The organism is Paraburkholderia sp. 22099, from assembly GCF_052045835.1.
In the GTDB taxonomy this organism is placed as follows: domain Bacteria; phylum Pseudomonadota; class Gammaproteobacteria; order Burkholderiales; family Burkholderiaceae; genus Paraburkholderia; species Paraburkholderia terricola.
The window spans coordinates 426170-452106 of the sequence record NZ_JBQEPU010000001.1 but is presented as its reverse complement, the minus strand read 5'-3'; the positions used below and the strand labels follow the sequence as shown (position 1 = coordinate 452106).

Genomic DNA, 25937 nt, shown 5'->3' with positions numbered 1-25937 from the left:
GCCGCATGCAACGACCAACCGGTCTCCTTTAATTAATCTCCTGAATGCTTCGTCCACCGATGAATCTGCTGAAACGTTACGCTGTGCCCGTTGTCTGTGCGATGACCGTTCTCGTCATGGCGGCTTGCTCATCCACGAAAGACGAGCGCCGCGAGCCGACGCCGCTCACCGAGTTCAAACCCGTGCTCGACGTGCAGCAAGTCTGGAAGACGAGCGTCGGCAAGGCGGGCCGTTACCTGTTCTCGCCGGTCGCGGTGGGCGGTGCGGTGTACGCGGCGGGCGCCAACGGCTCCGTGGCGAAGATCGATGCGCAAACCGGTAAGGACATCTGGCGCGTCAAGCTGCGCGACGATCTCTCGGCGGGTGTGGGCAGCGACGGCACGCTCACCGCGGTGGGCGGACTCAAGGGCGATGTCTACGTGCTCGGCGCGGACGGCAAGCAATTGTGGACCGCGAAGGCGCCGGGCGAAATCATCTCGCCGCCGCTCGTCGGCAATGGGCTCGTCGTCGTGCGCACGGTCGACGGGCAGATCGTCGCGTTCAACGCGCAAACCGGCGAACAGAAGTGGAATTACCGCAACCGCGCGGTGCCGCTCAATCTGCGCGTGTCGTCGGGCATGACCTTCGCGGGCGACGCAGCCGTGCTGGCCGGCTTCCCCGGCGGCGCTTTCGCCGCGATCAACCTGCAGTCTGGCGACAATTACTGGCAGACGCCGGTGTCGTATCCGAAGGGTGTGACGGAGGTCGAGCGTATCAATGACGTGACCGGTCCGCCCACGCTGGTCGGTTCGCAAACTTGCGCGGTGACTTTTCAAGGCCAGATCGGCTGCTTCGACGCGAATTCGGGCCGCGCGGTGTGGGAAAAGGCGTTCTCGAGCACGAGCGGCCTGGCGCAGGATGACCGCGCCGTGGTCGCGCCCGACGACTGGTCGGTGGTGTCGGCGTTCGACGTCAACAGTGGCAACCCGCTGTGGAAGAACGACAAGCTGAAAAACCGCGACCTTGGCGTGCCTTTCCTATTGGGCCATGCGGCGGTGATGGGCGACTACCAGGGCTACGTGCACTTCCTGTCGCGCGACGACGGCACACTCGTGGCGCGTGCGAAGACCGACGGCAGTCGAATTACCGCCGCGCCGGTACTGGCCGGCGAAACGCTGGTGGTGCAGACGCACGACGGCGATCTGTACGGCTACCGTCCGCGCTGATCGCACAGGTTTCGGCGTCAAGCGTGCGGGCCGGCTTTGCCGGCCGCACGCGTTTTTAGTGTGTAGCGGAGTCAGTAAAAAATATTCCGCCGGACTGGCTGGTCCGGCAAGTCGGATGAGAACGGCCTACTGGCCATCGGTGGCTGCTTGCGGCGCCACCTTCGGCGCGATCTTCGTCAATCGGTAGAGAATCGTATTCGAACCGACATGCGAGCCGCCGAGCAGGAAAGACTGAACCTGGCGGCCTGATTGGCGCTGCCCATACAGCCAAATCCCCGTCCACCCGGGTGCGCATATTGAGAGCGCAGCCGGAGCTGGTCGAATTCGTGATAATTTTCGTCAAACGCTGCCGTGTAGCGGCCGCATGGCGTCGCTACGCGGGCGGTCGATTTCGATCCCGCGTTTCACCGTGAACAACATCTGATGAAACCCGTTATTGCCCTGGTTGGGCGCCCCAATGTGGGGAAATCCACGCTGTTCAACCGTCTCACGCGCACGCGCGATGCACTGGTTGCCGACCTGCCCGGTCTCACTCGCGATCGCCATTACGGCGAAGGGCGCGCCGGCGATCGGCCGTATCTGGTCGTCGATACCGGCGGCTTCGAGCCGGTCGCGAAAGACGGCATCCTGCACGAGATGGCGCGTCAAACGCGTCAGGCGGTCGAGGAATCGGACGTCGTGGTGTTCATCGTCGACGGCCGCAACGGTCTCGCGCCGCAAGACAAATCGATCGCCGACTATCTGCGTAAGACCGGCCGGCCGATTTTCCTCGTCGTCAACAAGGCGGAGGGGATGAAGTACAGCGCCGTCGCCGCCGACTTCTACGAACTCGGTCTCGGCGACCCGCGCGCGATTTCCGCCGCGCACGGCGACGGCGTGACGGAAATGATCAACGAGGCGCTCGGCGTCGCTTACGCCGGCCAGCCGGAAGAGGGCGACGAAGAGAAGGCGGCGCGCGGCGTGAAGATCGCAATCGTCGGCCGGCCGAACGTCGGCAAGTCGACCTTGATCAACGCGCTGGTTGGCGAGGAGCGCGTGATCGCGTTCGACATGCCGGGCACCACGCGCGATTCGATCTACGTCGATTTCGAACGGCAGGGCAAGCCGTACACGCTGATCGACACGGCCGGTTTGCGTCGCCGCGGCAAGGTGTTTGAAGCGATCGAGAAATTTTCGGTGGTGAAAACGCTGCAGTCGATCTCGGACGCCAACGTCGTGATCCTGTTGCTCGACGCTCGCCAGGATATCTCGGAGCAGGACGCGCACATCGCCGGCTTCGTGGTGGAGCAGGGCCGCGCGCTGGTGGTGGGCGTGAACAAGTGGGACGGTCTCGATCCGCATGTGCGCGACCGCACCAAGGCGGACCTCGAGCGCAAACTAAAATTTCTCGACTTCGCCAAGTTCCATTTCATTTCCGCCGCGGAGAAAACCGGAATCGGCCCGCTGATGCGTTCGGTCGACGACGCCTACGCCGCTGCGATGGCCAAGCTGCCGACGCCGAAGCTCACACGCGCGCTGATCGACGCGGTCGAATTCCAGCAGCCGCGCCGGCGCGGTCCGGTGCGTCCGAAATTACGTTATGCGCACCAGGGCGGACAGAATCCGCCGATCATCGTGATTCATGGCAATGCACTCGATGCGATCACCGACACGTACAAACGCTACCTCGAAAACCGCTTCCGCGAAACTTTCAAGCTGACCGGGACTCCATTGCGAATAGAGTTCAGATCATCGACGAACCCTTACGCGGACAAAGGCTGAAACCCGCGTGCATGCTGGCTTTGGCCGCATGGCCAGGTCCCTCGCGCAAAAACGAAAATCGGCTATAGTGTAGCGGTTGACGGCGGATCTCTTTTTCCTTCGTCGTCAATTCAGTCAACCTGCAAAAAAACACGGAGTTTGCTATGAGCAACAAAGGGCAATTGTTACAAGACCCGTTTTTGAACGCACTGCGTAAAGAGCATGTGCCGGTGTCGATCTACTTGGTCAACGGCATCAAGCTTCAAGGGAACATCGAATCGTTCGACCAGTACGTCGTGTTGCTCAGGAATACGGTCACCCAGATGGTCTACAAGCACGCAATTTCTACTGTCGTGCCTGCCCGTCCGGTGAACTTCCACCCGGATTCCGAACAGTCCTAACCCCCGTCGCGGCCGGCGTAGCGTCGCCCGTTGGCGATTACTCCCGGCCGCCTCATTTTGATACCCTCCAATTTGATCAATGCAGCGCTTGTCGGCATCGACTTCGGTAAGATCGATTTCGAAGCCAGTCTCGAAGAGCTCAGCCTGCTCGCGCAAAGCGCGGGCGCGAATCCCCTAGTCACCCTCACCGGGCGCCGGGCCAGTCCCGACGCCAAGATGTTCGTCGGCAGCGGCAAGGCCGAGGAATTGCGTCTCGCGTGTGAGGCGAACGACATCGAACTCGTCATTTTCAATCACGCTCTGGCACCTGCGCAGCAGCGCAATCTGGAGCAGGCGCTTAACCGGCGCGTGGTCGATCGCACGAGTCTCATCCTCGACATTTTTGCGCAACGCGCCCGCAGCCACGAAGGCAAGCTGCAGGTGGAACTCGCGCAACTGCAGTATCTGTCGACTCGGCTGATCCGCGCGTGGACTCACCTCGAACGTCAGAAAGGCGGTATTGGTTTGCGCGGCCCCGGCGAGACGCAGCTCGAAACCGACCGCCGCTTGATCGGCGAGCGCATCAAGGCGCTCAAGACGCGGCTCGAAAAATTGCGCCGTCAGCACGGCACGCAGCGCCGCCAGCGCTCGCGCAACCAGACCATGTCGGTCTCGCTGGTCGGCTACACGAACGCGGGCAAATCCACGCTGTTCAATGCGCTGACCAAAGCCCAGGCGTACGCCGCCGACCAACTGTTCGCCACGCTGGATACCACGTCGCGGCGTGTCTATCTTGGCGATGAAGCGGGACAGGTGGTGGTGTCCGATACGGTCGGCTTCATCCGCGAATTGCCTCACCAACTGGTGGCCGCGTTCCGCGCCACGCTCGAGGAAACCATTCACGCCGACTTGCTGCTGCACGTGGTCGACGCATCGAGCGCGGTGCGCCTCGACCAGATCGACCAGGTGAACGAGGTATTGCACGCAATCGGTGCGGACACCATCCGGCAAGTGCTGGTGTTCAACAAGATCGACTCGGTGCCGGAGTTGGCGGCCCGTGGCGAGGCGGTCGAGCGCGACGAGTATGGTAATATTTCGCGCGTCTTTTTGAGCGCGCGCACGGGGCAAGGTCTGGATACATTGCGCGCAGCCATCGCCGAAATCGCTACTGCCGAACCTCTTCCAGATCTTCCCGACGCCCAGGTCGATCTGTCGGAAGAAGACCGGTCGGCAGCACCGCGCGACGACCGCAAGGTCCCAGAACTCGGGCACTGACCCGTTCCAATTGCATTGACCCGCTGTCTACTCTGGTGAACGAACACAGGTGAACGATTACAACGAGCGGAGTATCTGGCTGCGCATGCGCGCCATGCTTTCACTGAACGATCCGCGCTGGGGCCGGGGCGACGGCAACGGCAATGGCGAGCGCCAACGGCCCAATGAACCCAGGCGTCCGCAGAATGGCAAGGACGGTGAAGGCCCGCCCGATCTCGACGAGATGTGGCGCGATTTCAACCGCCGTTTGAGCCGCATGTTCGGCCGCAAGGGCGGCGGTGCGGGCGGTGGCCGTTCCGACAACGGACGTGGCGCGCGCATCGGCGTCGGTATCGTGATCGGCGTGCTGATTGCGATCTATCTGGGCAGCGGCGTATTCGTCGTGCAGGACGGCCAGGCCGCCGTCGTGATGCAGTTCGGCAAATATCGCTATACCGCGGGCCAGGGCGTGCATTGGCGTCTGCCGTATCCGTTCGAGGCGCACGATCTCGTCAATATTGGCCAGTTCCGCCAGGTGGAAGTGGGCCGCAACAACGTCGTGCGTCTCGCGAACGTGAAGGATGCGTCCATGCTCACGCACGACGCGGACATCGTGGACGTGCGCTTCGCCGTCCAGTATCAGGTGAAGAAGCCAACCGACTATCTGTTTCGCAGCGCCGACCCGGACCAGAGCGTGATGCAGGCCGCGCAGGCGGCGGTGCGCGGCATTGTCGGATCGCGAAGCACCAACGATATTCTCTATCAGGATCGCGAAGCGATCCGCCAGCAACTGGTGGCCGCGATCCAGCGATCCCTGGATGAATACCAGTCCGGCCTCGCCGTCACCGGTGTGACGATCCAAGGCGTGCAGGCGCCGGATCAGGTGCAGGCCGCTTTCGACGACGCCGCCAAAGTCCGCCAGGAAAACGAGCGTGCGAAGCGCGAAGCAGAGGCTTATGCCGCGGATCTCCTGCCGCGCGCGCAGGCGGACGTGGCCCGCCAGATCGACGAAGCGAAAGCGTATAGCGACAAGACGGTGGCCCAGGCCCAGGGCGACGCCGAGCGCTTCAAGCAGGTCTACGCGCAGTACTCGAAAGCGCCCGCGGTGATTCGCGAGCGCATGTACCTGGAAACCATGCAGCAAATCTATTCGAATACGACCAAGGTATTTGTGGACAGCAAGAGCGGCAACAACGTGTTGTATCTGCCGCTCGACAAGCTGGTCGAGCAGACCCGTCAGCGCGTTGCCGACGCCGCAGCCGCATCGGGCGCCACCGCCACGCCGCCAGCGCCGGGTAGTGCCGCCGCACCATCCACCGCCGCTTCCGCGCCCGCCGCGGTTGCGACGCCGGCGAGCCAGGCCGGGGCCGGCAGCGATCCATTGCGTTCACGCGACTCCTTCCGCAGCCGTACGCGCGAAGACGACGTTCAATAAGGAGCGCACCACATGAACAAGATTATTGCGCTCGTGGTTGCGGTCGTGATCGTGCTGCTCGCCGCTTCGTCGATGGTGTTCGTTGTCGATCAGCGGCATATGGCGGTGTTGTCGTCGCGTGGCGACGGCGCGCCCACGTTGCTCGGACCGGGGCTGCACGTCAAACTGCCGCCGCCGCTGCAAACGCTCACGCTGGTCGATAACCGCGTCCAGTCGCTCGATGCGCCGGACGAAGACCGCTTCGTCACGTCGGACAAAACCGATCTGCTGGCCAATCCGGTCGTCAAATACCGCGTGACCGATCCGCTGAAGCTGATCGCCGAAACGAAGGGCGACGTGCAGAGCTTGCCGGACCGGCTCGCGCTGGTGTCGCGCAGCGCGCTCGGCGATGCTTTCGCCAAATACACCCTCGCCGAGGCGCTGGCCAAACAGCGGGCCGTTGCCGACGAAGCACGCGGCGCGATGGAAAAGGCCGCGGCATCGCTCGGCGTCTCGGTGATCGACGTGCAGCTGACGCGCGTCGATTTCCCGGCGTCGATGGCCGACGCGGTCTACAAGCGGATGATCGCCGCGCGCCAGGAGCTTGCCGCCGACGAACGCACGAAGGGCGCCGCCGAGGCCGGCCAGATCAAGGCCGATGCAATCGTCAAGCAGCAGGCGATTCTTGCGGACGGCTACCGTCAGGCGCAGACGATCAAGGGCGAGGGCGATGCGAAGGCGGCTGAAATCGCCGCCGCCGCGTACGGCAGCGACCCGCAGTTCTACCAGTTCTATCAAAGCATGCAGGCATACCGGAACACCTTCAAGCCAGGCGACGTGATCGTGGTCGACCCGAGCAGCGAGTTCTTCCGCTTCATGCGTGGCCCGACCGGCGCCGCGGCCCCGGACGCTTCCGCGGCTGCGCGCAAACCCTGATAACCGGAACGCCGCGGCATCCGCATCGCGGCCTTTTCATTCGCATGGATATAGCCGGCTCGTTACTGCTCGCGATCGCATTGATGCTGATTATCGAGGGAATGTTTCCGTTCGTTTTTCCGAGCGCCTGGCGTGACACGTTCCGTAAAATAGCGGAACGGCCGCCGCATCAGATCCGCGTCGGCGGACTGATCGTGATGGTGCTCGGGCTGATTCTGCTGTTCATCGTGACCTGAGGCACGCCGCGCTGACGGCGCCGCGAGGCGCCAGTCGTGATCGACGCGTGTTGGCCGCAGAGGGTGATGCTGGTCCCCGTGGGTCTCTTCCGGGGTTCTCCGAAGTCCTCGATAACCGCCAGAATCGAGCCGCCGTCCGCCATTCACACTCACTTACCGGCGCACCCATCCGCCGTGTTCAACGTCGTAGGACTGCATCGATGTCGATTTGGTTACTTCCCGAGAATATCGCCGACGTGCTGCCGTCGGAAGCCCGCAAGATCGAAGAGTTGCGGCGCCATTTGCTGGATCGTTTCCGCTCGTACGGCTACGAGATGGTCATGCCGCCGTTGCTCGAGTACATCGAGTCGCTGCTCACCGGCGGCGGCCACGATCTGGATCTGCGCACCTTCAAGCTCGTCGATCAGCTCTCCGGGCGCACCCTCGGCCTGCGGGCCGACATCACGCCGCAGGTCGCGCGTATCGATGCGCACTTGCTGAACCGTCAGGGCGTGACGCGTCTGTGTTACGCGGGCAATGTGGCGCATACGCGTCCGCGCGGCTTGCACGCCACGCGTGAGCAGATCCAGATCGGCGCAGAAATCTACGGTCATGCCGGTCTCGAGGCGGACCTGGAAATCCAGCAGCTGATGCTCGACGCGTTGCGGCTCGCCGGCCTCGCGAAAGTTCGGCTCGACCTGTGCCACGCCGGCGTACTCGCTGCGCTGATCGACGCCGAACCCGCCGCGGCCGAACTGGGCCAGTCGCTCTACGACGCCTTGGCAGGCAAGGACGTGCCGCGTCTGGTCGAATTGACCGCCGGTCTCACGCCGGTCACACGCGACGCATTGCGCGCGTTGCCCACGCTGTACGGCGACGCCTCGGTGCTCGAGGAGGCTCGTGCCCGTTTGCCGAACGCGCCGGCCATCGCTCGCGCGCTCGACGACCTCGCGTTCCTCGCAAGCCAGGTGACGGGCGCTGAAGTGATGATCGACCTGGCCGATCTGCGCGGCTACGCGTACCACAGCGGCGTGATGTTCTCGGCGTATGTCGACGGCGTGCCGAACGCGGTGGCGCGCGGCGGCCGTTACGACCACGTAGGCCTGGCCTACGGCCGCGCGCGCGCGGCAACCGGCTTTTCGCTCGACCTGCGCGAAGTCGCGCGCATCTCGCCGGTCGAAGCCCGTAGCAGCGCGATTCTCGCGCCGTGGCAGCACGACGACGCATTGCGAGTGAGTGTCGCCGCGCTGCGCGATGCCGGCGAAGTGGTGATTCAGGCGCTGCCCGGCCACGAGCACGATCTGGACGAATTCGCGTTCGACCGCGTGCTGGTCGAGCGCAACGGCGCATGGGTCGTCGAGCCGCGCGCGTAAGCGTTCAGGTCGAATTGTCCAAAGGGTATCTTCATCGCATTTCCGAAGGCGTCCGTACCTTCACTGGACCCGGCGCGGCCTGGGGTCGCGTTGCCTTCGGCACACTTACCCATGACGTGCATACCGTTGAGCGGAAACGGAAAAATTCGGAAGGTTCCGCGAAGATAGGTAGAATACGTTTTTAACCAGCTTACGAAACAACATGTCTGCCAGCGCAGTGAATGTGAACCCCGGGCGCAACGTCGTCGTCGTGGGGACCCAGTGGGGTGATGAAGGCAAGGGCAAGATCGTCGACTGGCTGACGGACCACGCTCAAGGCGTCGTTCGCTTCCAGGGCGGTCACAATGCCGGCCACACGCTCATCATCGGCGGCAAGAAAACCATCTTGCGTCTGATTCCGTCGGGCATCATGCATCCCGGCGTCGCGTGTTACATCGGCAATGGCGTCGTGTTGTCGCCGGAAGCGTTGTTCAAGGAAATCGGCGAACTCGAAGCCGCCGGCGTCGACGTTCAGAAGCGCCTGTTCATTTCCGAAGCCGCCACCCTGATTCTGCCGTACCACATTGCCATCGACCAGGGCCGCGAAGCGCGCCGTGGCGCGAGCAAGATCGGCACCACCGGCCGCGGCATCGGCCCGGCTTACGAAGACAAGGTGGCGCGCCGCGGCTTACGCGTGCAGGACCTGTTCGAGCCGGAAGCTTTCGCCGAACGTCTGCGTGAAAACCTCGACTACCATAATTTCGTACTCACGCAATACCTGGGCGTCGCCGCTGTCGACTTCCAGCAAACGCTCGATACGATGCTGGGTTATGCCGACCGTCTAAAGCCGATGGTCACCGACGTGTCGCGCCGTCTATACGACGAAAACGCGGCCGGCAACAACCTGCTGTTCGAAGGCGCGCAAGGCACGCTGCTCGACATCGACCACGGCACCTATCCGTTCGTCACGTCGAGCAACTGCGTGGCGGGTGCAGCCACCGCAGGCGCGGGCGTGGGTCCGCAAAAGCTCAACTACATTCTCGGCATCACCAAGGCGTATTGCACGCGCGTCGGTTCGGGCCCGTTCCCGAGCGAGCTGTACGACGCGGACAACGCCGCACGTCAGGAAGCGATCGGCCTCGAACTCGCCACCGTCGGCAAGGAATTCGGTTCGGTCACCGGCCGTCCGCGCCGCACCGGCTGGCTCGACGTCGCCGCGCTGCGCCGCTCGATCCAGATCAACGGCGTGTCGGGCCTGTGCATGACCAAGCTCGACGTGCTCGACGGCGTCGACGAAGTGAAGCTGTGCGTCGGCTACACGGTCGACGGCAAGCACGTCGATCTGCTGCCGCGTGGCGCATCCGAAGTCGCGCGCTGTGAGCCGATATACGAAACCTTCGCGGGCTGGAAGGAAAGCACGGTCGGCATCAAGGAGTGGGACAAGCTGCCCGCCAATGCGCGTGCGTACCTCTCGCGCGTGCAGGAAGTCGCGGGCATTCCGATCGACATGGTGTCGACCGGCCCGGATCGCGACGAGACCATTCTGTTGCGTCATCCGTTCAAGGCTTAAGCCATGGTGCAGGGTGTACCCATGATTGCGATGAAAGATCCGCGCAACGACGACAAGAACCTGTGGGTCGGCTGGGACGAGTATCACCGGCTGATCGAACTGCTGGCGCTCGCCGTGCACGAGTCGGGCTGGAAGTTCGACAAGATCCTGTGCCTCGCGCGCGGCGGTTTGCGTGTCGGCGATCAGCTCTCGCGCATCTACGATCTGCCGCTCGCGATTCTCGCCACCAGCTCGTACCGCGAAGCGGCCGGCACGGAGCAGGGCGAACTCGACATCGCGCAATACATCACGATGACGCGCGGCGAGTTGCACGGCAACGTGCTGCTGGTCGACGACCTGGTGGACTCGGGCGTGACGCTGGCGCGCGTGCAGCAGCATCTGAAGGAACGTTACCCGGCTATCACCTCGGTGCGCTCGGCGGTGCTCTGGTATAAGGGCTGCTCGAAAGTAAAGCCCGACTATCACGTGCAGTATCTGCCCACCAATCCGTGGATTCATCAACCGTTCGAGGAGTGGGACACGGTTCGTCCGCACAACCTCGGCGCGTGGATCAAGCGCGGCACGGCGCAAGCGCAGGAGTCGCCGGAGGCGTGATGCGCACTTCGGCGTCGTACCTGTCGGGTCGCACCCAGAAAACGGAGTCCGGTTGGGCTCCGTTTTTTTGTGCGCGCCGTGCGCATATCACCGCGTGGCGCCTCGCCAACGGCGCAATGCCACACACCGCGGACCGTACGCCTCGGGCGGCAGACGCACCCATATCGCAGTGCTACACTGCGCGGACCATCCACGTGGTGTATCCACAACAAGCCGGGCGGCATCGGGCGAGCAGTTTAGAATAGCGCTCGTTTTTTCCGCTCAGGGAACGGATTTCCACACGTTTATGACAGATACCAATCACGTGCACAAACAGCCTCTGCCTTCGCTCGCGATTGCAGCGATCGGAGTGGTGTTCGGCGACATCGGCACGAGCCCGCTGTATGCGCTGAAAGAGGCGTTCAGCCCGTCACACGGTATTCCTCTCACCGAGCAATCGATCCTCGGCGTGATATCGCTGATGTTCTGGGCGATCGTGATCGTCGTCGGCGTGAAGTACGTGTGGTTCGTGATGCGTGCCGACAACAACGGCGAAGGCGGCGTTCTCGCCCTGATGGCGCTGGCGCTACGCTCGCTCGAAGATAAATCGAAAATGGCCGGCTTGCTGATGATGCTCGGCATCTTCGGCGCCTGCATGTTCTACGGCGACGCGGTGATCACGCCGGCGATTTCGGTGATATCGGCGGTGGAGGGCCTCGAGATCGCCGCGCCTAATCTGTCGCATCTGGTGGTGCCGCTCACCATCGTGATCCTCGTGCTGCTGTTCTGGATCCAGCGGCACGGCACGGCGATGGTCGGGCGCCTGTTCGGCCCGATCATGCTGGTATGGTTCGCGGTGCTCGCGGTGCTCGGTATCTGGCACATCACGCAGTCTCCGAACGTGATTCGCGCACTGAACCCGTACTATGCGTACACGTTCATGGCCACGCACGTGTTGCAGGCTTATGTCGTGCTCGGCTCCGTCGTGCTGGTGCTGACCGGCGCGGAGGCGCTGTACGCCGACATGGGCCATTTCGGCGCGAAGCCGATCCGCATGGCCTGGTATGCGCTCGTGATGCCGTCGCTGGTGCTCAACTATTTCGGTCAGGGTGCGTTGCTGATGCATGACCCCAAGGCCATCGAAAATCCATTCTTTTTGCTCGCACCGGACTGGGGCGTGCTGCCGCTCGTCGTGCTGTCCACGGTGGCGACCGTGATCGCGTCGCAAGCGGTGATTTCCGGCGCCTATTCGTTGACGAGCCAGGCGATCCAGCTTGGCTACGTGCCGCGGATGAAGATCCTGCACACGTCGGAACTGGCGATCGGTCAGATCTACGTGCCGGTGGTGAACTGGATGCTGCTGTTCATCATCTTGTGCATCGTGATTGCGTTCAAGAGTTCGGACAATCTTGCCGCCGCATACGGTATTGCGGTGACGGCGACAATGGTGATCACGACCATCCTCGCGTGCGTCGTGATGGTGAACGTGTGGAACTGGAACAAGTTCCTCGTGGCGTTGATCATCGGCGTGTTCATGGTGATCGATCTAGGCTTTTTCGGCGCCAATCTGCTGAAGGTCGAGGAGGGCGGCTGGCTGCCGCTCGGTATCGGCGCGTTGCTGTTCTTCCTGCTGATGACCTGGTTCAAGGGCAGGATGATCGTCAAGGAACGCACGGCCGCCGACGGCATTCCTCTCATGCCGTTCCTGCAAGGTCTGCTCGCGCACCCGCCGCACCGCGTTTCGGGCACGGCAATCTATCTGACCGGCAGCGATACGCTCGTGCCCGTGAGCTTGCTGCATAACCTGAAGCACAACAAGGTGCTGCACGAACGCACCATCTTCCTCACGTTCGTCACGCGCGACATTCCGTACGTGAACGACGCCGAGCGTGTGACCGTCAAGGACATCGACGGCGGTCTGTATCTCGTGAAGGCCGCGTACGGCTTCAATGAAACGCCGGATGTGAAGGCCGTGCTGCTCGAGGTGGGCCGCACGCACGACATGACCTTCGAGATGATGGACACGTCGTTCTTCCTCGCGCGCGAAACCGTGGTGCCGACGCAATTGCCCGGCATGTCGGTATGGCGCGAACGGGTGTTCGCATGGATGCACCAGAACGCCGCGAAGCCGACCGACTTCTTCAGTATTCCGGCCAATCGGGTGGTGGAGTTGGGTACGAAGATCGAGATCTGACGGCTGCGCTGCCGCTGAATGTTGAGCGCCTTTATGCCGAAGGCGCGCGCAACAAAAAGCCCACGCATTTGCGTGGGCTTTTTTGTTGGAGGGTCGGGTTCGTGGCGCGGCTCATCGCCTTGTCGCGCCAACGCTCAACGCATGACGCTCAGCGCGTGAACGCATTCAGCGCATGAGCGAATCACGCACCGAACGCGCGAACTTACTTCTGCTTGAGCTTGGCGAAAGCCGCGGCCATTGCGCCGCCCGTTTCCGGCTCGCGCGAGCGCGGCTGTTGCGCGCCGCGCCCGCCGCCACCCGATCGACCAGGGCCGCCGCGATCCTGCTGGGCACCGCTACCGCCGCGCGGCGCCGCGGCTGCGCCGAACTCGTCGGCGAGACGCATGGTGAGTGCAATCCGCTGGCGCTTCACGTCCACCTCGAGGACCTTCACCTTGACGATCTGCCCGGCCTTGACGACTTCATGCGGGTCCTTGATGAACTTGGTCGACATGGCCGATACGTGCACGAGACCGTCCTGATGCACGCCCACGTCGACGAACGCGCCGAAGGCCGCCACGTTTGTCACGACGCCTTCGAGCACCATGCCCGGCGTCAGATCGCTGACCTTCTCGACGCCTTCGCGGAACGTCGCGGTCTTGAACTCGGGACGCGGGTCGCGGCCCGGCTTTTCGAGTTCGAGCAGAATGTCGCGCACGGTCGGCAACCCGAAGCGGTCGTCGACGAATTCGCTCGGCGACAGGCCACGCAGCGCTTCGCGATTGCCCAGCACTTCACCAACATGCTTGTTGATTTTCGCGAGCATGCGTTCGACGACCGGATACGCTTCCGGGTGCACCGACGAGCGATCGAGCGGATTTTCGCCGTTGTTGATGCGCAGGAAGCCTGCCGCTTGCTCGAAGGTCTTGTCGCCCAAACGCGGCACCTTACGCAGATGTTCGCGCGACGGAAACGGACCGTTCGCGTCGCGATAGTCGACGATATTGCGAGCCAGCGTCGCATTCAAACCCGACACGCGGGCAAGCAGGGCGACGGAGGCGGTGTTCGCATCCACGCCGACCGCGTTCACGCAATCCTCGACCACCGCGTCGAGCGAGCGGGCCAGTTCGCGCTGGTTCACGTCGTGTTGATACTGGCCGACGCCGATCGCCTTCGGCTCGATCTTGACCAGTTCCGCGAGCGGATCCTGCAGACGGCGCGCAATCGACACCGCGCCGCGCAGCGACACGTCCATGTCGGGGAATTCCTTCGCCGCCAGTTCGGAGGCCGAGTACACCGATGCGCCGGCTTCGGACACGACGATCTTCTGCAACTTGAACTCCGGATGACGCGCGATCAGTTCGCTCGCGAGCTTGTCCGTTTCACGCGACGCCGTGCCGTTGCCGATGCTGATCAGTTCGGCCTGCGTCTGCGCGCAGATGCGCGCGAGTTTCGCGATCGAGCCGTCCCAATCGCGGCGCGGCTCGTGCGGGTAGATCGTGTCGGTGGCGAGCACCTTGCCGGTGCGGTCGACCACCGCCACCTTCACGCCGGTACGCAGGCCAGGATCGAGACCGATCACGGCCTTGGGTCCAGCGGGCGCGGCCAGCAGCAAATCCTTCAGATTGCGCGCGAACACGCGAATCGCCTCGTGCTCGGCTTCATCGCGCAGATTGGTCAGCAGTTCGTTCTCGAGGTGCGGCTGCACCTTGACGCGCCAGCACCAGCGGCACACGTCGGAGAGCCACTTGTCGGCCGGACGGTTCTGATTGGCGATGCCGAAGTGGCGCGCGATCAGCGCCTCGCCCGGATGCGGCACCTGCGCGTCCAATTCCTCGCCGAGGCCCAGCTTGACCATCAGCACGCCCGCGTTGCGGCCGCGGAACAGCGCCAGCGCGCGATGCGACGGCACGGTCTTGATGGTCTCGGCGTAATCGTAGTAATCGCGGAATTTCTCTTCTTCCGCGTTCTCCTTGCCCTCGACCACTTTCGACGACACCACGCCCTGGTTGAACAGGTAGTCGCGCAGCTTGCCGAGCAGGTCCGCGGTCTCGCCGAACTGTTCCGAGAGGATGTCGCGCGCGCCGTCGAGCGCGGCCTTGACGTCGGCGACGCCTTTCTCGGCGTCCACGTAGGCGGCTGCTTCGGTTTGCGGGTCGAGCAGGGGATTGGCGAGCAACGCGTCGGCGAGCGGCTGGAGGCCGGCTTCGCGCGCGATCTGCGCGCGCGTGCGACGCTTCGGCTTGTAGGGGAGGTACAGGTCTTCCAGCACCTGCTTGCTGTCCGCGCCTTCGATCGCGCTGCGTAGCTCGTCGGTGAGCTTGCCCTGTTCGTCGATGCTGGCGATGATCGCGGCGCGCCGGTCTTCCAGTTCGCGCAGATACAGCAGGCGCTCCTCGAGATTGCGCAACTGCGTGTCGTCGAGATTGTCGGTCACTTCCTTACGGTAGCGGGCGATGAACGGAACAGTCGCTCCTTCGTCGAGAAGTTGCACCGCGGCCGCGACATGGCGCGGCTGGACGGACAGTTCGGCGGCGATGCGCTGTACGATCTTGAGTGCTACGGTTTCCGTCATAAGGTCTTGATGTTCCTGCGGACTCAGTCTAAGGCCGCGCGCTGATTGCAGAGGCGGGGCGCGTGGAGCGCGCGTCGGGCTGCGCGCCGCGGCCTGGTTGCTAGAGCGGGGCATTTTGCCATAAATGCCGGAGGGCTCAACCGCGGGGTGATAGAATTTCGGGCATGTTCCGCTGACCTTCTACGACGTTGCCGACCTCCTTGTCATTCAACCGCCTGGGCTCCTGCTTGGTCTCTCGCTTGTCACAACCGTTGACGTTCCTGTTGCCGCATTTGCAGCCGCTCATGGCGCGACTTTTGACAGGTTCGCCGCTTAGCGCGCCGAGGTCGGCGTCGCGGCCCGCGTCCAGATTCGGGCTCGTTTCCAATGGAGTGTTTTCCGGGTCGTGCGCATCGTGCGTCATGGCGGCACTGCTCGCCATGTCCGCGCCCGCTGCGGCGCAATCCGCAGCGCCGCTGGGCAGCAGCGCGACGCTGGCGGCGAGTGGTCCCGCAGCGGCCGCCACCGCGTCAGGCGTGCAGGCAGCCGGCGCGACAGGCGGCCCGAGCGCCGTCGGCGCGGATGCGGCATCCGACACCGCATCGCTGCACAGCGCATTCGACTCGCGGCAGCGGGTCCTCGATCAGCGCTCCGAGGAAAACAACTACCGCTATGCCGTCGCCGAACACAACTGCTACAGCAAGTTCTTCGTCAACCGCTGCCTGAACAAGGCGCGCGACAGCATGCGCACGGTGCAGGCCGACATTCGCAAGGAGCAACTCGCGCTCGACGGCGAACAACGCGCGTTGCGCGCCCGCGAGCGCGACGAACGGGTAGCGCTCAAGCGCGCTCAGGACGAAGCAAGCGCGCCCGAGCGCGCGGCGCAAGACGCGCGCAACGCGCAGGCGTATGAAGAGAAGCAGCGTCAGCACGAGCTCAACCAGGCGCAGCGCAACGCCGAGGCGCCGCAGCGCAGCGCCAACGAGCAGGCGTATCAGGAGAAGCAGCGTCAGCATGCACTGGAGCAGGCGCGGCGCGGCATCAGCCCGTCGCAAGCCACAGCTAATCAGAAGGCTTACGACCAGAAGCAGAGCGACTTCCAGCGCAAACTCGAGCAGGCGCGTCAGCAGGGCGCGCAAAAGGCTCAGGAGCGCACTCAGAAGCAGCAGAGCTTCGAGAAGAAGCAGGCCGATGCCGTCCAGCACAAGGCCGACGTCGAGGCACGCCAGAAGCAGGCTGCCGAGAAAGCCGAGCAGAAGCGTCAGGAACAGTTGAAACAGCAGCAGGAACTCGAGCAGCAAAAAAAGCAGCAGCAACAACAGCAGTAGACGTGCTGTAGTGGGCTCGCGCAAGGTAGTAGCGGGACCGCAGCCGTCGTAACGCGTTTTAAGCCGGACAGCAACCTCAGGCATCGGGCCGCACACGCGGCCCGCGCCGCAGACGAGAGGAGGCGAGCATGCGCGATCAACATCACGTCATCGACGCGAACACACTTCGCGACCGCATTCTGCAACTGGAATCGGAGCACAGTGGGCTCGATCGGTTGATCGACCGAATGTCGGATGAGCCCGGCATCGACGACTTCGAGTTGCAGCGCCTGAAAAAGCGCAAACTTAAGGTCAAGGACACCATCATCTTGCTGCAATTGCAGCTCGAACCGGACGCACGCGCCTGAGTTCGCGGCCTGGCAGGCGCCGGGCGCGCGCCGCGCGAGCCGGACTTTGCAGGAAGCGCTTGCCTTGAATTCACCGCTTGAAACTTCATCCCGTGCGACGAACGACGATCCGTCCGGCGACGGCACGCCGCAAGCCGGCATGCCGTCGGCGCGTCCTGCCGCGTCTGTATTGAGCGCCGCATTGAATCCGCGCCGCGTCGCCGAACTGGACGAGATCTTCGCCGAGAACGGCTTGCTGGCGCGTCAGATCGACGGCTATCGCTCGCGTGCCTCGCAGATCGAAATGTCGCGCGCCGTCGCCGCCGCGATGGAAGCCTCGGGCCGCGCAATGCCGGAGCCCGCGATGTTCGACGCGCAAAAGCGTCCGGCGCGGCGTCTGCAGTCCCAAGCCGGTGATGCGGCGGCCGAGGTCGCTGCAAGCGATGAATCGAACGCACTCGACGGCAGCGAAAATACGCTGATCGTCGAGGCGGGCACGGGCACTGGCAAGACCTATGCGTATCTGGTGCCGGCCATGCTGTGGGGCGGCAAGGTGATCGTCTCCACGGGCACCAAGCACTTGCAGGATCAGCTCTTCCAGCGTGACATTCCGACGGTGCGCGACGCGCTCGCTGTGCCGGTGTCGGTGGCGATGCTCAAGGGGCGCGCGAACTACCTGTGCCATTACTATCTCCAGCGCACCGCGGATAACGGCCGTTTGCCGTCGCGCCAGGAGACCTCGTATCTGCAGGACATCGTGCGCTTCGCCAAGATCACGCGCACCGGCGACAAGGCGGAACTCGCGAGCGTGCCCGAAACGGCAGCGGTGTGGTCGATGGTCACGTCCACGCGCGAAAACTGTCTCGGCCAGGAGTGCCCGCACTACAAGGATTGCTTTGTGATGCAGGCGCGCCGCGAGGCGCAGCAGGCCGATATCGTGGTGGTCAATCACCATCTGTTTTTCGCCGACATCATGTTGCGCGATACCGGCATGGCTGAATTGCTGCCCACGGCCAACACCGTCATCTTCGACGAAGCGCATCAATTGCCGGAAACCGCCACGCTGTTTTTCGGCGAGACGCTTTCCACCGCGCAGTTCCTCGAACTCGCTCGCGATTCGGTGGCCGAGGGCCTCGGCCACGCGCGCGAAGCGGTCGACTGGGTCAAGCTCGGCTCGACGCTCGAGCGCGCCGCGCGTGATGTGCGGCTCGCCTTCAAGGAAGACTCGGTGCGTTTGTCGATCGGCCAGTTGCCCGACGATCACCCGCTATTTCCCGCACTCGAAACGCTGGACACCGAACTCGGCGCCTTGACGTCCGCGTTGGCGAGTCAGGCCGAGCGAGCCGAATCGATCGGCGCGTGCTTGCGCCGGGCGCGTGAGTTGCAAGGCGTGCTCGCGGGCTGGACCACGCCGCCCACCGCGAGCGAGCGCGAAGCCGCCGACGTCGCGTCCGCGGACGGCAAGACCGGGCGCGCCGACCCAAATGAAAAGGTGCGCTGGATCGAAGTCTTCGCTCATACCGTGCAGTTGCATGAAACACCGCTGTCCGTCGCGCCGATTTTTGCGAAGCAGCGCGCCGGCGTGCCGCGCGCGTGGATCTTTACATCGGCCACGTTGTCGGTGCGCGGCGACTTCACCCACTACGCTGCGCAGATGGGCCTGAACGCGAAACGTTCGATGACATTGCCCAGTCCCTTCGATTACCCGGCGCAAGGGCTCCTGTATGTGCCGCGCAATATGCCGCAGCCGTCGTCGCCGATGTTCACCGACGCCGTATTCGACGCCGCGTTGCCCGCGATCGAAGCATCGGGCGGCGGCGTATTCGTGCTATGCACGACGCTGCGCGCGGTGGACCGCATCTCGGCGAAGCTGCGCGACACTATTGAAGCGCGCGGCTGGAACAACCCGCTTCTCGTGCAGGGCGACGCGAGCCGCACCGAGTTGCTCGATCGCTTCCGGGCATACGGCAATGCGATTCTGGTGGGCAGCCAGAGTTTCTGGGAAGGCGTGGACGTGCGAGGCGATGCGCTATCGCTGGTGGTGATCGACAAACTCCCGTTCGCGCCGCCTGACGATCCGGTTTTGTCCGCGCGTCTCGATGCGCTCACCAAGAAGGGCTTGAGCCCATTCGCCGTCCATCAACTGCCGCAGGCCGTGATCACGCTAAAGCAGGGCGCGGGCCGTCTGATTCGCGCTGAGACCGATCGCGGCGTGCTGATGATCTGCGACACGCGCCTCGTCGACAAACCGTATGGGCGCCGCATATGGCAGAGCTTGCCGCCATTCAAACGCACGCGGGAGATCGAAGTGGTGCGCGAGTTTTTCGAAGAGAATGAAGATCACGCGGCGCGCGATGGATAAGCCTTTCGGCATTGAGTGAATACCGCTGTAAAAAACGGCGCTCAAATGACAAAACGCCACGGATGTGAATCCGTGGCGTTTTGCTTTACCGCCCGGGAAATCGCGACGATCTCCCGATGCGGCTTTCGCCCAGAGGCGAACCCTACGCGACAGCTTACTGGCTTGCGCCCGAAGCCGGAGCAGCAGCCGAAGCAGCAGCGCCTGCATCCGAAGCAGCGGTCGTAGCCGAAGCAGCAGCATCGCTCGCAGCAGCAGCCGCACCCGAAGCAGCAGTAGCGGCGTCCGAAGCAGCAGCAGCCGGTGCCGAAGCAGCAGCTGCGTCGCTAGCCGGGGCAGCGGCTTGGTCGTTGCTCTTGTTGCATGCAGCCAGTGCCACGGCTGCCAACAGGGATGCTACGAGGAGGGATTTCTTCATGATCACGTCCTTTTATGGTTAAAGGTAAGCAACAGCGCAAAATAATACCGGTAATGTGCTCCAACACCGACCTGGGCCGCTGGTGGAGACGCTCTTTTCACGAGCTGGAATCTTCCCTACGGCTTGGGCGGAAATTATATGCACTTTCGTACTGACAATCCATAAATCCGGGGTCAATACGTTGTCTTTCTCATACAAAATTTCAACTGTACGGTATAGCAGGCCGGCGGAGTTACGCAAACTCGCCCACTTGTATCCAGCCCGCACAATACCACTCGTGTAGCAGTGCTGTCACCGACGAATCGTGCGAGAGTGTTACAAAGCGTTTCGCACTCAGACACCGGTGGTCGGCGAGGTCAAACAGCCATTTTTTTGCGCCATCGAATGCCGTTTCCTCTCCATTTACGAAGAAAAAACGGCGGTTGTACAACAAATTAGTCTTGCGGTCCAGCCTCACACCTAACTTCGATGCCTGAGCGACGAAACGTGCTTCATTGAGCGGTCTTTGCGGGGGATCAAAGACCACACTCGGCTTCGGTTCACTGAGATATGTACCCAGGAACGACGCGATGTCCTGCTCATTCCATTTGATGCGCGCAAGGATCGCGCCAACCCTTTCGATCAGCGCTTGGGGCAACGCCGCGGGACGGTCGACAGCGGGCTGGCCCGGATCGCGATATAGCGCTCCCGCGTAGCCCGTTGATTCGCCGCGCTCGGCGAGATGATAGAGGAACTGCGCGGTCAACTCGCTCGCCGAAGGTGCGCGAAAACCGATCGAACACGTCATGCATTCGCCTTCGGCAACGCCGTCATGAGCGATGTGCGGCGGCAAATACAACATGTCGCCTGGCTCGAGCAGCCATTCCTCTTCCGGTTGGAAGTTCTGTAAAACCTTCAACGGCAAACCGGGCTGCAGTGTCAGATCTTTCTGCGCTCCGATACGCCAGCGACGCTTGCCTTTTACTTGCAAAAGAAACACATCGTAGGAATCGAAGTGCGGGCCCACGCCGCCGCCGTCGGTCGCGTACGAAATCATCAGGTCGTCGAGACGCGCGTCCGGCACGAAGCGAAAGCGATCAAGCAACGCGCGCGCGCGGTCGTCGTAGAGATTGACGCCTTGCACGAGGAGCGTCCATGCACGCTGCTTCACCGACGGCAGTTCGTCGGCCGCGAACGGTCCGTGTTCCAACTGCCATTTATTGCGAAAGTGGGTGATTAGCCGCGCTTCGGCTTCGTCGCGATCCGCCAGTTCGAAAAACTCCTCGCGCGAGAGCGGCGCCTCGACGTTCGGAATCGCCTGGCGGATCAGGAAAGGCTTTTTTTGCCAGTACCGGCGCATGAATTGCGACGGAGTCAGGTTGCCGAGTAGCGGCGTGGGCGTGTCGGGCGAGGGTGGAAGAACAGGAAGCGCGGGCTTTGAAGTCGATGACGAATTGCGTGCCGCAGCAGCTTCGGCAGGGTGGTCAGTGGGCCGCTTGGGCATCGTATAATGTGAGTTGTATTCTGGAGAGTCGAATGAAAATCGCAAAGAACACCGTCGTGTCGGTCGCTTACAAGCTGTCGGATGCGCAGGGCAACCTGATCGAAGAAAGCGACGAGCCGATGGTCTATCTGCACGGCGGCTATGATGGCACGTTCCCCAAGATCGAGGAAGAGCTCGACGGCCACGAGGCCGGCTTCGAGACCCAGATCCAGCTCGAGCCGCAAGATGCATTCGGTGAGTACGATCCGGATCTCGTGAAGATCGAGCCGCGCAATCGCTTCCCGGAACCGCTCGAAGTCGGCATGCAATTCGAGGGCACGCCGGAAGAGGGCGACGAGGATCTCGATTCGCTGGTCTATGTCGTGACCGACGTCGCGGAAGACAAGGTCGTGCTCGATGGCAATCATCCGCTCGCGGGCATGGCGCTGCGTTTCGCACTCACGGTGAAGGACGTGCGTCCGGCTACCGAAGACGAAATCCAGCACGAGCATGCGCATGGCGCCGACGGCCTCGAAGTCCTCGATGAAGACGACGACGAAGCCGACGAAGGCAAGTCAGGGCCCACGCTGCACTGAACTCGCCGGCATGCCGGGCATGCCTGAAGAGGCGGCGCCCGGCGCGTGCGGCAAGACGGCGGAGGCGGGCGGTGCCGACATGGCAGGCCCGTATTCGCCGATTCCCTCGTTGTCCGGCATGCGTGGCTGCGGGTCCGGTTGAGGCTGCCCCGGCGTCTGAAAGAGCGGCGGCAATTCCGAGGCTGGACCGAGCGCGGGCACAGCCGGCATCGAGGCCGCCGGCTCGTCGCGTGGCATGACCGGCTGCGCAGCGGGCATCGGCATTTGCCTCGGCACGTCGCGAACGCTCACGCGGAACGGCGGTTTCCTGCCGAGATCCGCTTCAATCTGAATCCACTGGTTTTGACGATCATGCGGCGCGAGCGCCACACGCGTGAGGTTCGTCACCAGCATCCCCTTGTCGTTGCGTAGCGGCTGATCGATCACGAAGCCGGCGCCCGCGCGCTCGTCGTCGCAATGAATCACGAGCACCGGTCCGCGGAAAATCTGCGCGAGTTTGACGAGGCTGCGTTTGAATTCCAGAAAACCGTCGCGGCGCACGTTGCGCGTAAAGCGCAGCCACGCGAAACGATCGGGCCGTTCATAACGTTCAGGGTCCGGGTCGCCTTGTATGAACACGACGATTGCGCGTGCGTCGCGGCGCTTTGCGAATTCCCCGGCGTGCTCGAGCCAGAACGCATTGGCGATCACGCGATCTTCGAATTCGCCGTTGCGCCCGCCCGCGGTCAGATAATGATTGTTTGGACTCGGCACATTCAGACCGACGAACACCGTACCGCCCACTTGCCAGCGCACGTTCTCGCGATACGGACGAAAGCGTGACACTTCACTTTCGCGTGTCAGCGCAATCGGATTCTGGCCCATCGACGTGGCGTCGGAGAAGAGCGTTTGACGCAACTGGTCGAGCCGTTCCACCGGATCGAAGCCGCCGGCTTCGGCGGTCCCGCAGTCGGCCCAGTCATGTTGACCCGGAATGAAGAAGAGGGCGGGCCGTGACGTTTCGAGCAGCGCGTGGCGACGCTCATACAACGCATCGCGACAGGCTTCCTTCGCGCCCTTCAGATTGCCGTCGTAAACGATAAACGACACGTCGCGCTCGCGACCGATTGCATCGATCAGGCGTTGCGTGGGCGCTTCGTCGGCCGCGCTTTGCATCGTGCCCGCGATGACCGCGAACGAATAGCGTGGCGCTTCGGCATGCGCGGGCGCGGCGAACGCGAACGGCGCGCAGAGCACCAAAAGTGCGCGCAGCACGGCCGGCGCTACGAGGCCGCCCATGAGCGAGAGGACGAGACTCAGCGCCGCGCGGGATTCGCGCGGGCGCGGCCGGTGGCTCCGTGCGTCAATGATCCGCATCCGGCGCGGCGGCCAGTTCATGCAGTTCGTATAGCAGATCGAGCGCTTCGCGCGGGCGCAGGTCGTTCGGATCGATTGCGCGCAAACGCTCGACAAGCGCTTGTACGGCAGGCGATGCGCTCGCCGCGTCGGGCCCGGCATCGCGTTCGTCGTCGGCGTCTTCGAGCAGCATCGGCATGGGCGCGGCGAACAGGTCGAGTTGCGGCGCGGGTTGCGCCGCCGATTGCTGTTCGAGATGCGCGAGATGCTTGCGCGCCGCGCGAATCACCGCGTTCGGCACACCGGCGAGTTGCGCGACCTGCAAACCGTAGCTCTGATTCGCCGGGCCTTCGTTGACCGCGTGCAGGAACACGATGCCGTGCGCGCCATGCTCGACCGCCGACAAGTGGACGTTGGCCGCGCTCGGAAACTCGGCGGGCAACTGGGTCAATTCGAAGTAATGCGTGGCGAACAGCGTATGGCAATTGTTGTGCGCGAGCAGATGCCGGGCGATGGCCCAGGCGAGCGCAAGGCCGTCGAACGTCGACGTGCCGCGGCCGATTTCGTCCATCAGCACGAGGCTTTGCGGGGTCGCGTCGTTCAGGATCGCGGCGGCTTCCGTCATCTCGACCATGAAGGTCGAGCGGCCGCCGGCCAGATCGTCGGCCGCGCCGATTCGCGTGAAGATGCGGTCGACCGGTCCGAATGCCGCGCGCCGCGCCGGCACGTAGCTGCCGACATACGCGAGCAGGGCGATCAGCGCGGTCTGCCGCATGAAGGTCGATTTACCGCCCATGTTCGGGCCAGTGATCAGCAGTAACTTGCGTTCGGGCGTGAGGGTGCAGTCGTTGGCGATGAACTGCTCGACCTGCGCTTCGACTACCGGATGGCGGCCCTGTTCGATGTCGATGCCGGCGTCCCGCGAGAACGACGGCGCGACCCAGTCGAGCGCGCGAGCGCGTTCGGCGAACGCCGCCAGCAGATCGAGTTCGGCGAGCGCCGCGGCGACGCGCTGACAGTCGGGGATGAAGGGCAGCAGCGCTTGCAGCAACGCGTCGTAAAGCGAACGCTCGCGGGCCAGCGCCCGTTCCTGCGCGGACAGCGCTTTGTCCTCGAAGGTTTTCAGCTCCGGCGTGATGTAGCGCTCGGCGTTCTTCAGCGTCTGACGGCGGCGATAATCGTCGGGCACCTTGTCGGTCTGGCCGCGCGTGACTTCGATATAGAAGCCGTGCACCTTGTTGTACTCGACGCGCAAATTGCCGATACCGGTGCGCGCCCGCTCGCGCGTTTCCAGGTCGATCAGGAATTGGCCGCAGTTCTCTGAAATATCCCTCAGTTCATCCAGTTCCGCGTCGTAGCCGCGCGCGATCACGCCGCCGTCGCGCACCATCGCGGACGGCTCCTGCGCTACCGCGCGCTGAAGCAGTTCGACGCACGCTTGTGGCGGCACGAGCGACGCGTCGATGCGCGCGAGCGAATCCGCATTGGATGAAACGGCCGCGAGTTGCGTGCGCAACTCGGGCAACGCGATGAACGTGTCGCGCAGACTCGACAGATCGCGCGGCCGCGCCGACAGCAGCGCGAGACGCCCGGTAATCCGCTCGATGTCGGAAATCTGCCGCAACGCGCCGCGCAGCGAATCGACGTCCGTGCCCGGCGGCGCGTCGAGCAATGCGCCGATTGCCTGCTGACGCGCCTGCGCCACGGCGGATTCGCGCGGCGGATGATGCAGCCAGTGACGCAGCAGGCGACTGCCCATGGTCGTGCAGCACGTATCGAGAAGCGAACACAGCGTGGGCGATTCCGTGCCGCGCAGTGTTTCGGTGAGTTCCAGGTTGCGGCGCGTGGCGGGATCGAGGCCGATGTACTCGGATTCGTATTCGACCTTGAGGCTGCGCACATGGCGCAATTGCTGACCTTGGGTGGCCGCCGCGTACAACAGCAGCGCGCCCGCCGCGCCGCATGCGCAAGTCAGCGAATGAGCGCCGAAACCGTCGAGGCCCGCCACTTCCAACTGGTCGCACAGACGCTGCGTGCCGGACGCGATGTCGAAGTGCCAGGCCGGTACGCGGGTGAGGGCGCCCGCATTGACGGGCGGCGCCCAGCTAACCGAATCGGAGGGCGTGTCGGCCACCAGGATTTCCGCCGGACGAATCCGCTCGAGCGCGGCCGCGACCTGGTCGGGCGCGACTTCCGCGAGGCGCAACGCGCCGCTCGCCAGATTCAGCCACGCGAGTCCGACGCTCGTGGCGACGCCGCGGCGATTGTGCGCGACGCACAGCGCCATCAGGTACACATCGCTCTTATCGGACAGCAGCGCGGCGTCCGTCAGCGTGCCGGGCGTGACCACGCGCACCACTTTGCGCTCGACCGGACCTTTCGACGTAGCCGGGTCGCCGATCTGTTCGCAAATGGCGACGGATTCGCCGAGCTTCACGAGCTTGGCCAGATACTGTTCGACCGCGTGATGCGGCACGCCCGCCATCTTGATCGGATTGCCCGCCGACGCGCCGCGCTGCGTGAGGGTGAGATCGAGCAGGCGCGCGGCTTTTTCCGCGTCTTCGAAAAAGAGTTCGTAGAAGTCGCCCATCCGGTAGAACACCAGCGTGCCCGGATGCTCCGCCTTGATGCGCAGGTACTGCTGCATCATCGGCGTATGCTGTGCGACGTCGTTGGCTGCTGCGGTTTGAATACCCATCCCAAGTGTCTTTTGCGTTAGCTGTTCAGGGCGTGAGTTTAACCTGCCG

General features: G+C 63.6%; 21 protein-coding genes. 15 read left to right on the top strand and 6 right to left on the bottom strand.

Annotated elements, in window-relative coordinates:
- Window positions 1–59 precede the first annotated feature (59 nt).
- The 11 genes from bamB (at window position 60) to ACTJLC_RS02025 (ending at window position 12833) form a co-directional block, all read left to right on the top strand.
- Entirely contained in the window at window positions 60–1205 is a 1146-nt protein-coding gene (gene bamB / locus ACTJLC_RS02075; RefSeq protein WP_073427591.1) for an outer membrane protein assembly factor BamB, read from the top strand.
- A gap of 423 nt (window positions 1206–1628) precedes the next feature.
- The gene (gene der / locus ACTJLC_RS02070; RefSeq protein WP_073427592.1) at window positions 1629–2966 is read left to right on the top strand and encodes a ribosome biogenesis GTPase Der; all 1338 of its coding nucleotides are present in this window, start codon (window positions 1629–1631) and stop codon (window positions 2964–2966) included.
- 143 nt (window positions 2967–3109) lie between these two features.
- Window positions 3110–3346 (top strand): RNA chaperone Hfq, encoded by a 237-nt coding sequence (hfq, locus tag ACTJLC_RS02065; protein WP_006051315.1) that lies wholly within the window; start codon window positions 3110–3112, stop codon window positions 3344–3346.
- Between the two features lie 30 nt (window positions 3347–3376).
- Window positions 3377–4600 (top strand): GTPase HflX, encoded by a 1224-nt coding sequence (hflX, locus tag ACTJLC_RS02060; protein ID WP_176035720.1) that lies wholly within the window; start codon window positions 3377–3379, stop codon window positions 4598–4600.
- A gap of 49 nt (window positions 4601–4649) precedes the next feature.
- Window positions 4650–6014, top strand: a complete 1365-nt coding sequence (hflK, locus tag ACTJLC_RS02055; RefSeq protein WP_440843201.1) for an FtsH protease activity modulator HflK — start codon at window positions 4650–4652, stop codon at window positions 6012–6014.
- 12 nt (window positions 6015–6026) lie between these two features.
- Complete coding sequence (hflC, locus tag ACTJLC_RS02050) at window positions 6027–6929, top strand: protease modulator HflC (RefSeq protein WP_114162225.1); 903 nt, start codon at window positions 6027–6029, stop codon at window positions 6927–6929.
- A 44-nt stretch (window positions 6930–6973) separates the two neighbouring features.
- The gene (locus tag ACTJLC_RS02045) at window positions 6974–7165 is read left to right on the top strand and encodes a DUF2065 domain-containing protein (RefSeq protein ID WP_007181354.1); all 192 of its coding nucleotides are present in this window, start codon (window positions 6974–6976) and stop codon (window positions 7163–7165) included.
- A 200-nt stretch (window positions 7166–7365) separates the two neighbouring features.
- Entirely contained in the window at window positions 7366–8517 is a 1152-nt protein-coding gene (locus ACTJLC_RS02040) for an ATP phosphoribosyltransferase regulatory subunit (RefSeq protein WP_073427596.1), read from the top strand.
- Window positions 8518–8719: 202 nt separating this feature from the next.
- Window positions 8720–10066 carry an adenylosuccinate synthase gene (locus tag ACTJLC_RS02035; RefSeq protein ID WP_073427597.1) on the top strand — a complete coding sequence of 449 codons (1347 nt, stop codon included), beginning with the start codon at window positions 8720–8722 and terminating at the stop codon, window positions 10064–10066.
- A gap of 3 nt (window positions 10067–10069) precedes the next feature.
- Window positions 10070–10660 carry a phosphoribosyltransferase gene (locus ACTJLC_RS02030; protein WP_073427598.1) on the top strand — a complete coding sequence of 197 codons (591 nt, stop codon included), beginning with the start codon at window positions 10070–10072 and terminating at the stop codon, window positions 10658–10660.
- A 286-nt stretch (window positions 10661–10946) separates the two neighbouring features.
- Window positions 10947–12833 carry a potassium transporter Kup gene (locus ACTJLC_RS02025; protein WP_073427599.1) on the top strand — a complete coding sequence of 629 codons (1887 nt, stop codon included), beginning with the start codon at window positions 10947–10949 and terminating at the stop codon, window positions 12831–12833.
- Window positions 12834–13035: 202 nt separating this feature from the next.
- Here the strand turns inward: ACTJLC_RS02025 and ACTJLC_RS02020 are convergent, their stop codons facing one another.
- Complete coding sequence (locus ACTJLC_RS02020; RefSeq protein WP_440843200.1) at window positions 13036–15387, bottom strand: Tex family protein; 2352 nt, start codon at window positions 15385–15387, stop codon at window positions 13036–13038.
- Between the two features lie 136 nt (window positions 15388–15523).
- Window positions 15524–15790, bottom strand: a complete 267-nt coding sequence (locus ACTJLC_RS02015; protein ID WP_083083380.1) for a hypothetical protein — start codon at window positions 15788–15790, stop codon at window positions 15524–15526.
- Between ACTJLC_RS02015 and ACTJLC_RS02010 the strand changes: the two genes are divergently transcribed.
- From ACTJLC_RS02010 to ACTJLC_RS02000, 3 genes are all read left to right on the top strand, one after another.
- Window positions 15789–16694: a hypothetical protein gene (locus ACTJLC_RS02010; protein ID WP_310129127.1), complete on the top strand. Its 906-nt coding sequence runs from the start codon at window positions 15789–15791 to the stop codon at window positions 16692–16694. The two genes, ACTJLC_RS02015 and ACTJLC_RS02010, sit on opposite strands and share 2 nt — an antisense overlap.
- 128 nt (window positions 16695–16822) lie before the next feature.
- A complete protein-coding gene (locus tag ACTJLC_RS02005) occupies window positions 16823–17041 on the top strand; it encodes a DUF465 domain-containing protein (RefSeq protein ID WP_073427603.1) in 219 nt (72 codons plus the stop codon).
- A gap of 64 nt (window positions 17042–17105) precedes the next feature.
- Entirely contained in the window at window positions 17106–19382 is a 2277-nt protein-coding gene (locus ACTJLC_RS02000) for an ATP-dependent DNA helicase (RefSeq protein ID WP_310129125.1), read from the top strand.
- Window positions 19383–19536: 154 nt separating this feature from the next.
- Here ACTJLC_RS02000 and ACTJLC_RS01995 read toward each other — a convergent pair whose 3' ends face one another.
- Window positions 19537–19797, bottom strand: coding sequence for a hypothetical protein (locus ACTJLC_RS01995; protein ID WP_073427605.1), 261 nt, complete (start codon window positions 19795–19797; stop codon window positions 19537–19539).
- Window positions 19798–20029: 232 nt separating this feature from the next.
- Entirely contained in the window at window positions 20030–21280 is a 1251-nt protein-coding gene (locus ACTJLC_RS01990) for a cupin domain-containing protein (protein WP_073427606.1), read from the bottom strand.
- A 32-nt stretch (window positions 21281–21312) separates the two neighbouring features.
- Here ACTJLC_RS01990 and ACTJLC_RS01985 point away from each other — a divergent pair, with 32 nt between their 5' ends.
- Complete coding sequence (locus ACTJLC_RS01985) at window positions 21313–21855, top strand: FKBP-type peptidyl-prolyl cis-trans isomerase (RefSeq protein ID WP_073427607.1); 543 nt, start codon at window positions 21313–21315, stop codon at window positions 21853–21855.
- On the opposite strand, the gene ACTJLC_RS01980 is transcribed toward ACTJLC_RS01985, so the two are convergent.
- Complete coding sequence (locus ACTJLC_RS01980; protein WP_186814029.1) at window positions 21835–23211, bottom strand: hypothetical protein; 1377 nt, start codon at window positions 23209–23211, stop codon at window positions 21835–21837. The two genes, ACTJLC_RS01985 and ACTJLC_RS01980, sit on opposite strands and share 21 nt — an antisense overlap.
- Window positions 23198–25888: a DNA mismatch repair protein MutS gene (gene mutS, locus ACTJLC_RS01975; RefSeq protein WP_310129122.1), complete on the bottom strand. Its 2691-nt coding sequence runs from the start codon at window positions 25886–25888 to the stop codon at window positions 23198–23200. Before mutS ends, ACTJLC_RS01980 begins: the two co-directional genes overlap by 14 nt.
- Window positions 25889–25937: the final 49 nt, after the last annotated feature.

Bases quoted from the DNA above. Each gene is read 5' to 3' on its own strand.
- ACTJLC_RS02040 (WP_073427596.1), top strand. From the start codon at position 7,366: ATGTCGATTTGGTTACTTCCCGAGAATATCGCCGACGTGCTGCCGTCG.
- ACTJLC_RS01990 (WP_073427606.1), bottom strand. From the start codon at position 21,280: ATGCCCAAGCGGCCCACTGACCACCCTGCCGAAGCTGCTGCGGCACGC.
- hflC (WP_114162225.1), top strand. From the start codon at position 6,027: ATGAACAAGATTATTGCGCTCGTGGTTGCGGTCGTGATCGTGCTGCTC.
- ACTJLC_RS02005 (WP_073427603.1), top strand. From the start codon at position 16,823: ATGCGCGATCAACATCACGTCATCGACGCGAACACACTTCGCGACCGC.
- ACTJLC_RS01995 (WP_073427605.1), bottom strand. From the start codon at position 19,797: ATGAAGAAATCCCTCCTCGTAGCATCCCTGTTGGCAGCCGTGGCACTG.
- mutS (WP_310129122.1), bottom strand. From the start codon at position 25,888: ATGGGTATTCAAACCGCAGCAGCCAACGACGTCGCACAGCATACGCCG.
- ACTJLC_RS02010 (WP_310129127.1), top strand. From the start codon at position 15,789: ATGGCGGCACTGCTCGCCATGTCCGCGCCCGCTGCGGCGCAATCCGCA.
- ACTJLC_RS02025 (WP_073427599.1), top strand. From the start codon at position 10,947: ATGACAGATACCAATCACGTGCACAAACAGCCTCTGCCTTCGCTCGCG.
- ACTJLC_RS02030 (WP_073427598.1), top strand. From the start codon at position 10,070: ATGGTGCAGGGTGTACCCATGATTGCGATGAAAGATCCGCGCAACGAC.
- der (WP_073427592.1), top strand. From the start codon at position 1,629: ATGAAACCCGTTATTGCCCTGGTTGGGCGCCCCAATGTGGGGAAATCC.
- ACTJLC_RS02035 (WP_073427597.1), top strand. From the start codon at position 8,720: ATGTCTGCCAGCGCAGTGAATGTGAACCCCGGGCGCAACGTCGTCGTC.
- ACTJLC_RS02020 (WP_440843200.1), bottom strand. From the start codon at position 15,387: ATGACGGAAACCGTAGCACTCAAGATCGTACAGCGCATCGCCGCCGAA.
- ACTJLC_RS02045 (WP_007181354.1), top strand. From the start codon at position 6,974: ATGGATATAGCCGGCTCGTTACTGCTCGCGATCGCATTGATGCTGATT.
- ACTJLC_RS01980 (WP_186814029.1), bottom strand. From the start codon at position 23,211: ATGCGGATCATTGACGCACGGAGCCACCGGCCGCGCCCGCGCGAATCC.
- bamB (WP_073427591.1), top strand. From the start codon at position 60: ATGAATCTGCTGAAACGTTACGCTGTGCCCGTTGTCTGTGCGATGACC.
- hfq (WP_006051315.1), top strand. From the start codon at position 3,110: ATGAGCAACAAAGGGCAATTGTTACAAGACCCGTTTTTGAACGCACTG.
- ACTJLC_RS01985 (WP_073427607.1), top strand. From the start codon at position 21,313: ATGAAAATCGCAAAGAACACCGTCGTGTCGGTCGCTTACAAGCTGTCG.
- ACTJLC_RS02015 (WP_083083380.1), bottom strand. From the start codon at position 15,790: ATGACGCACGATGCGCACGACCCGGAAAACACTCCATTGGAAACGAGC.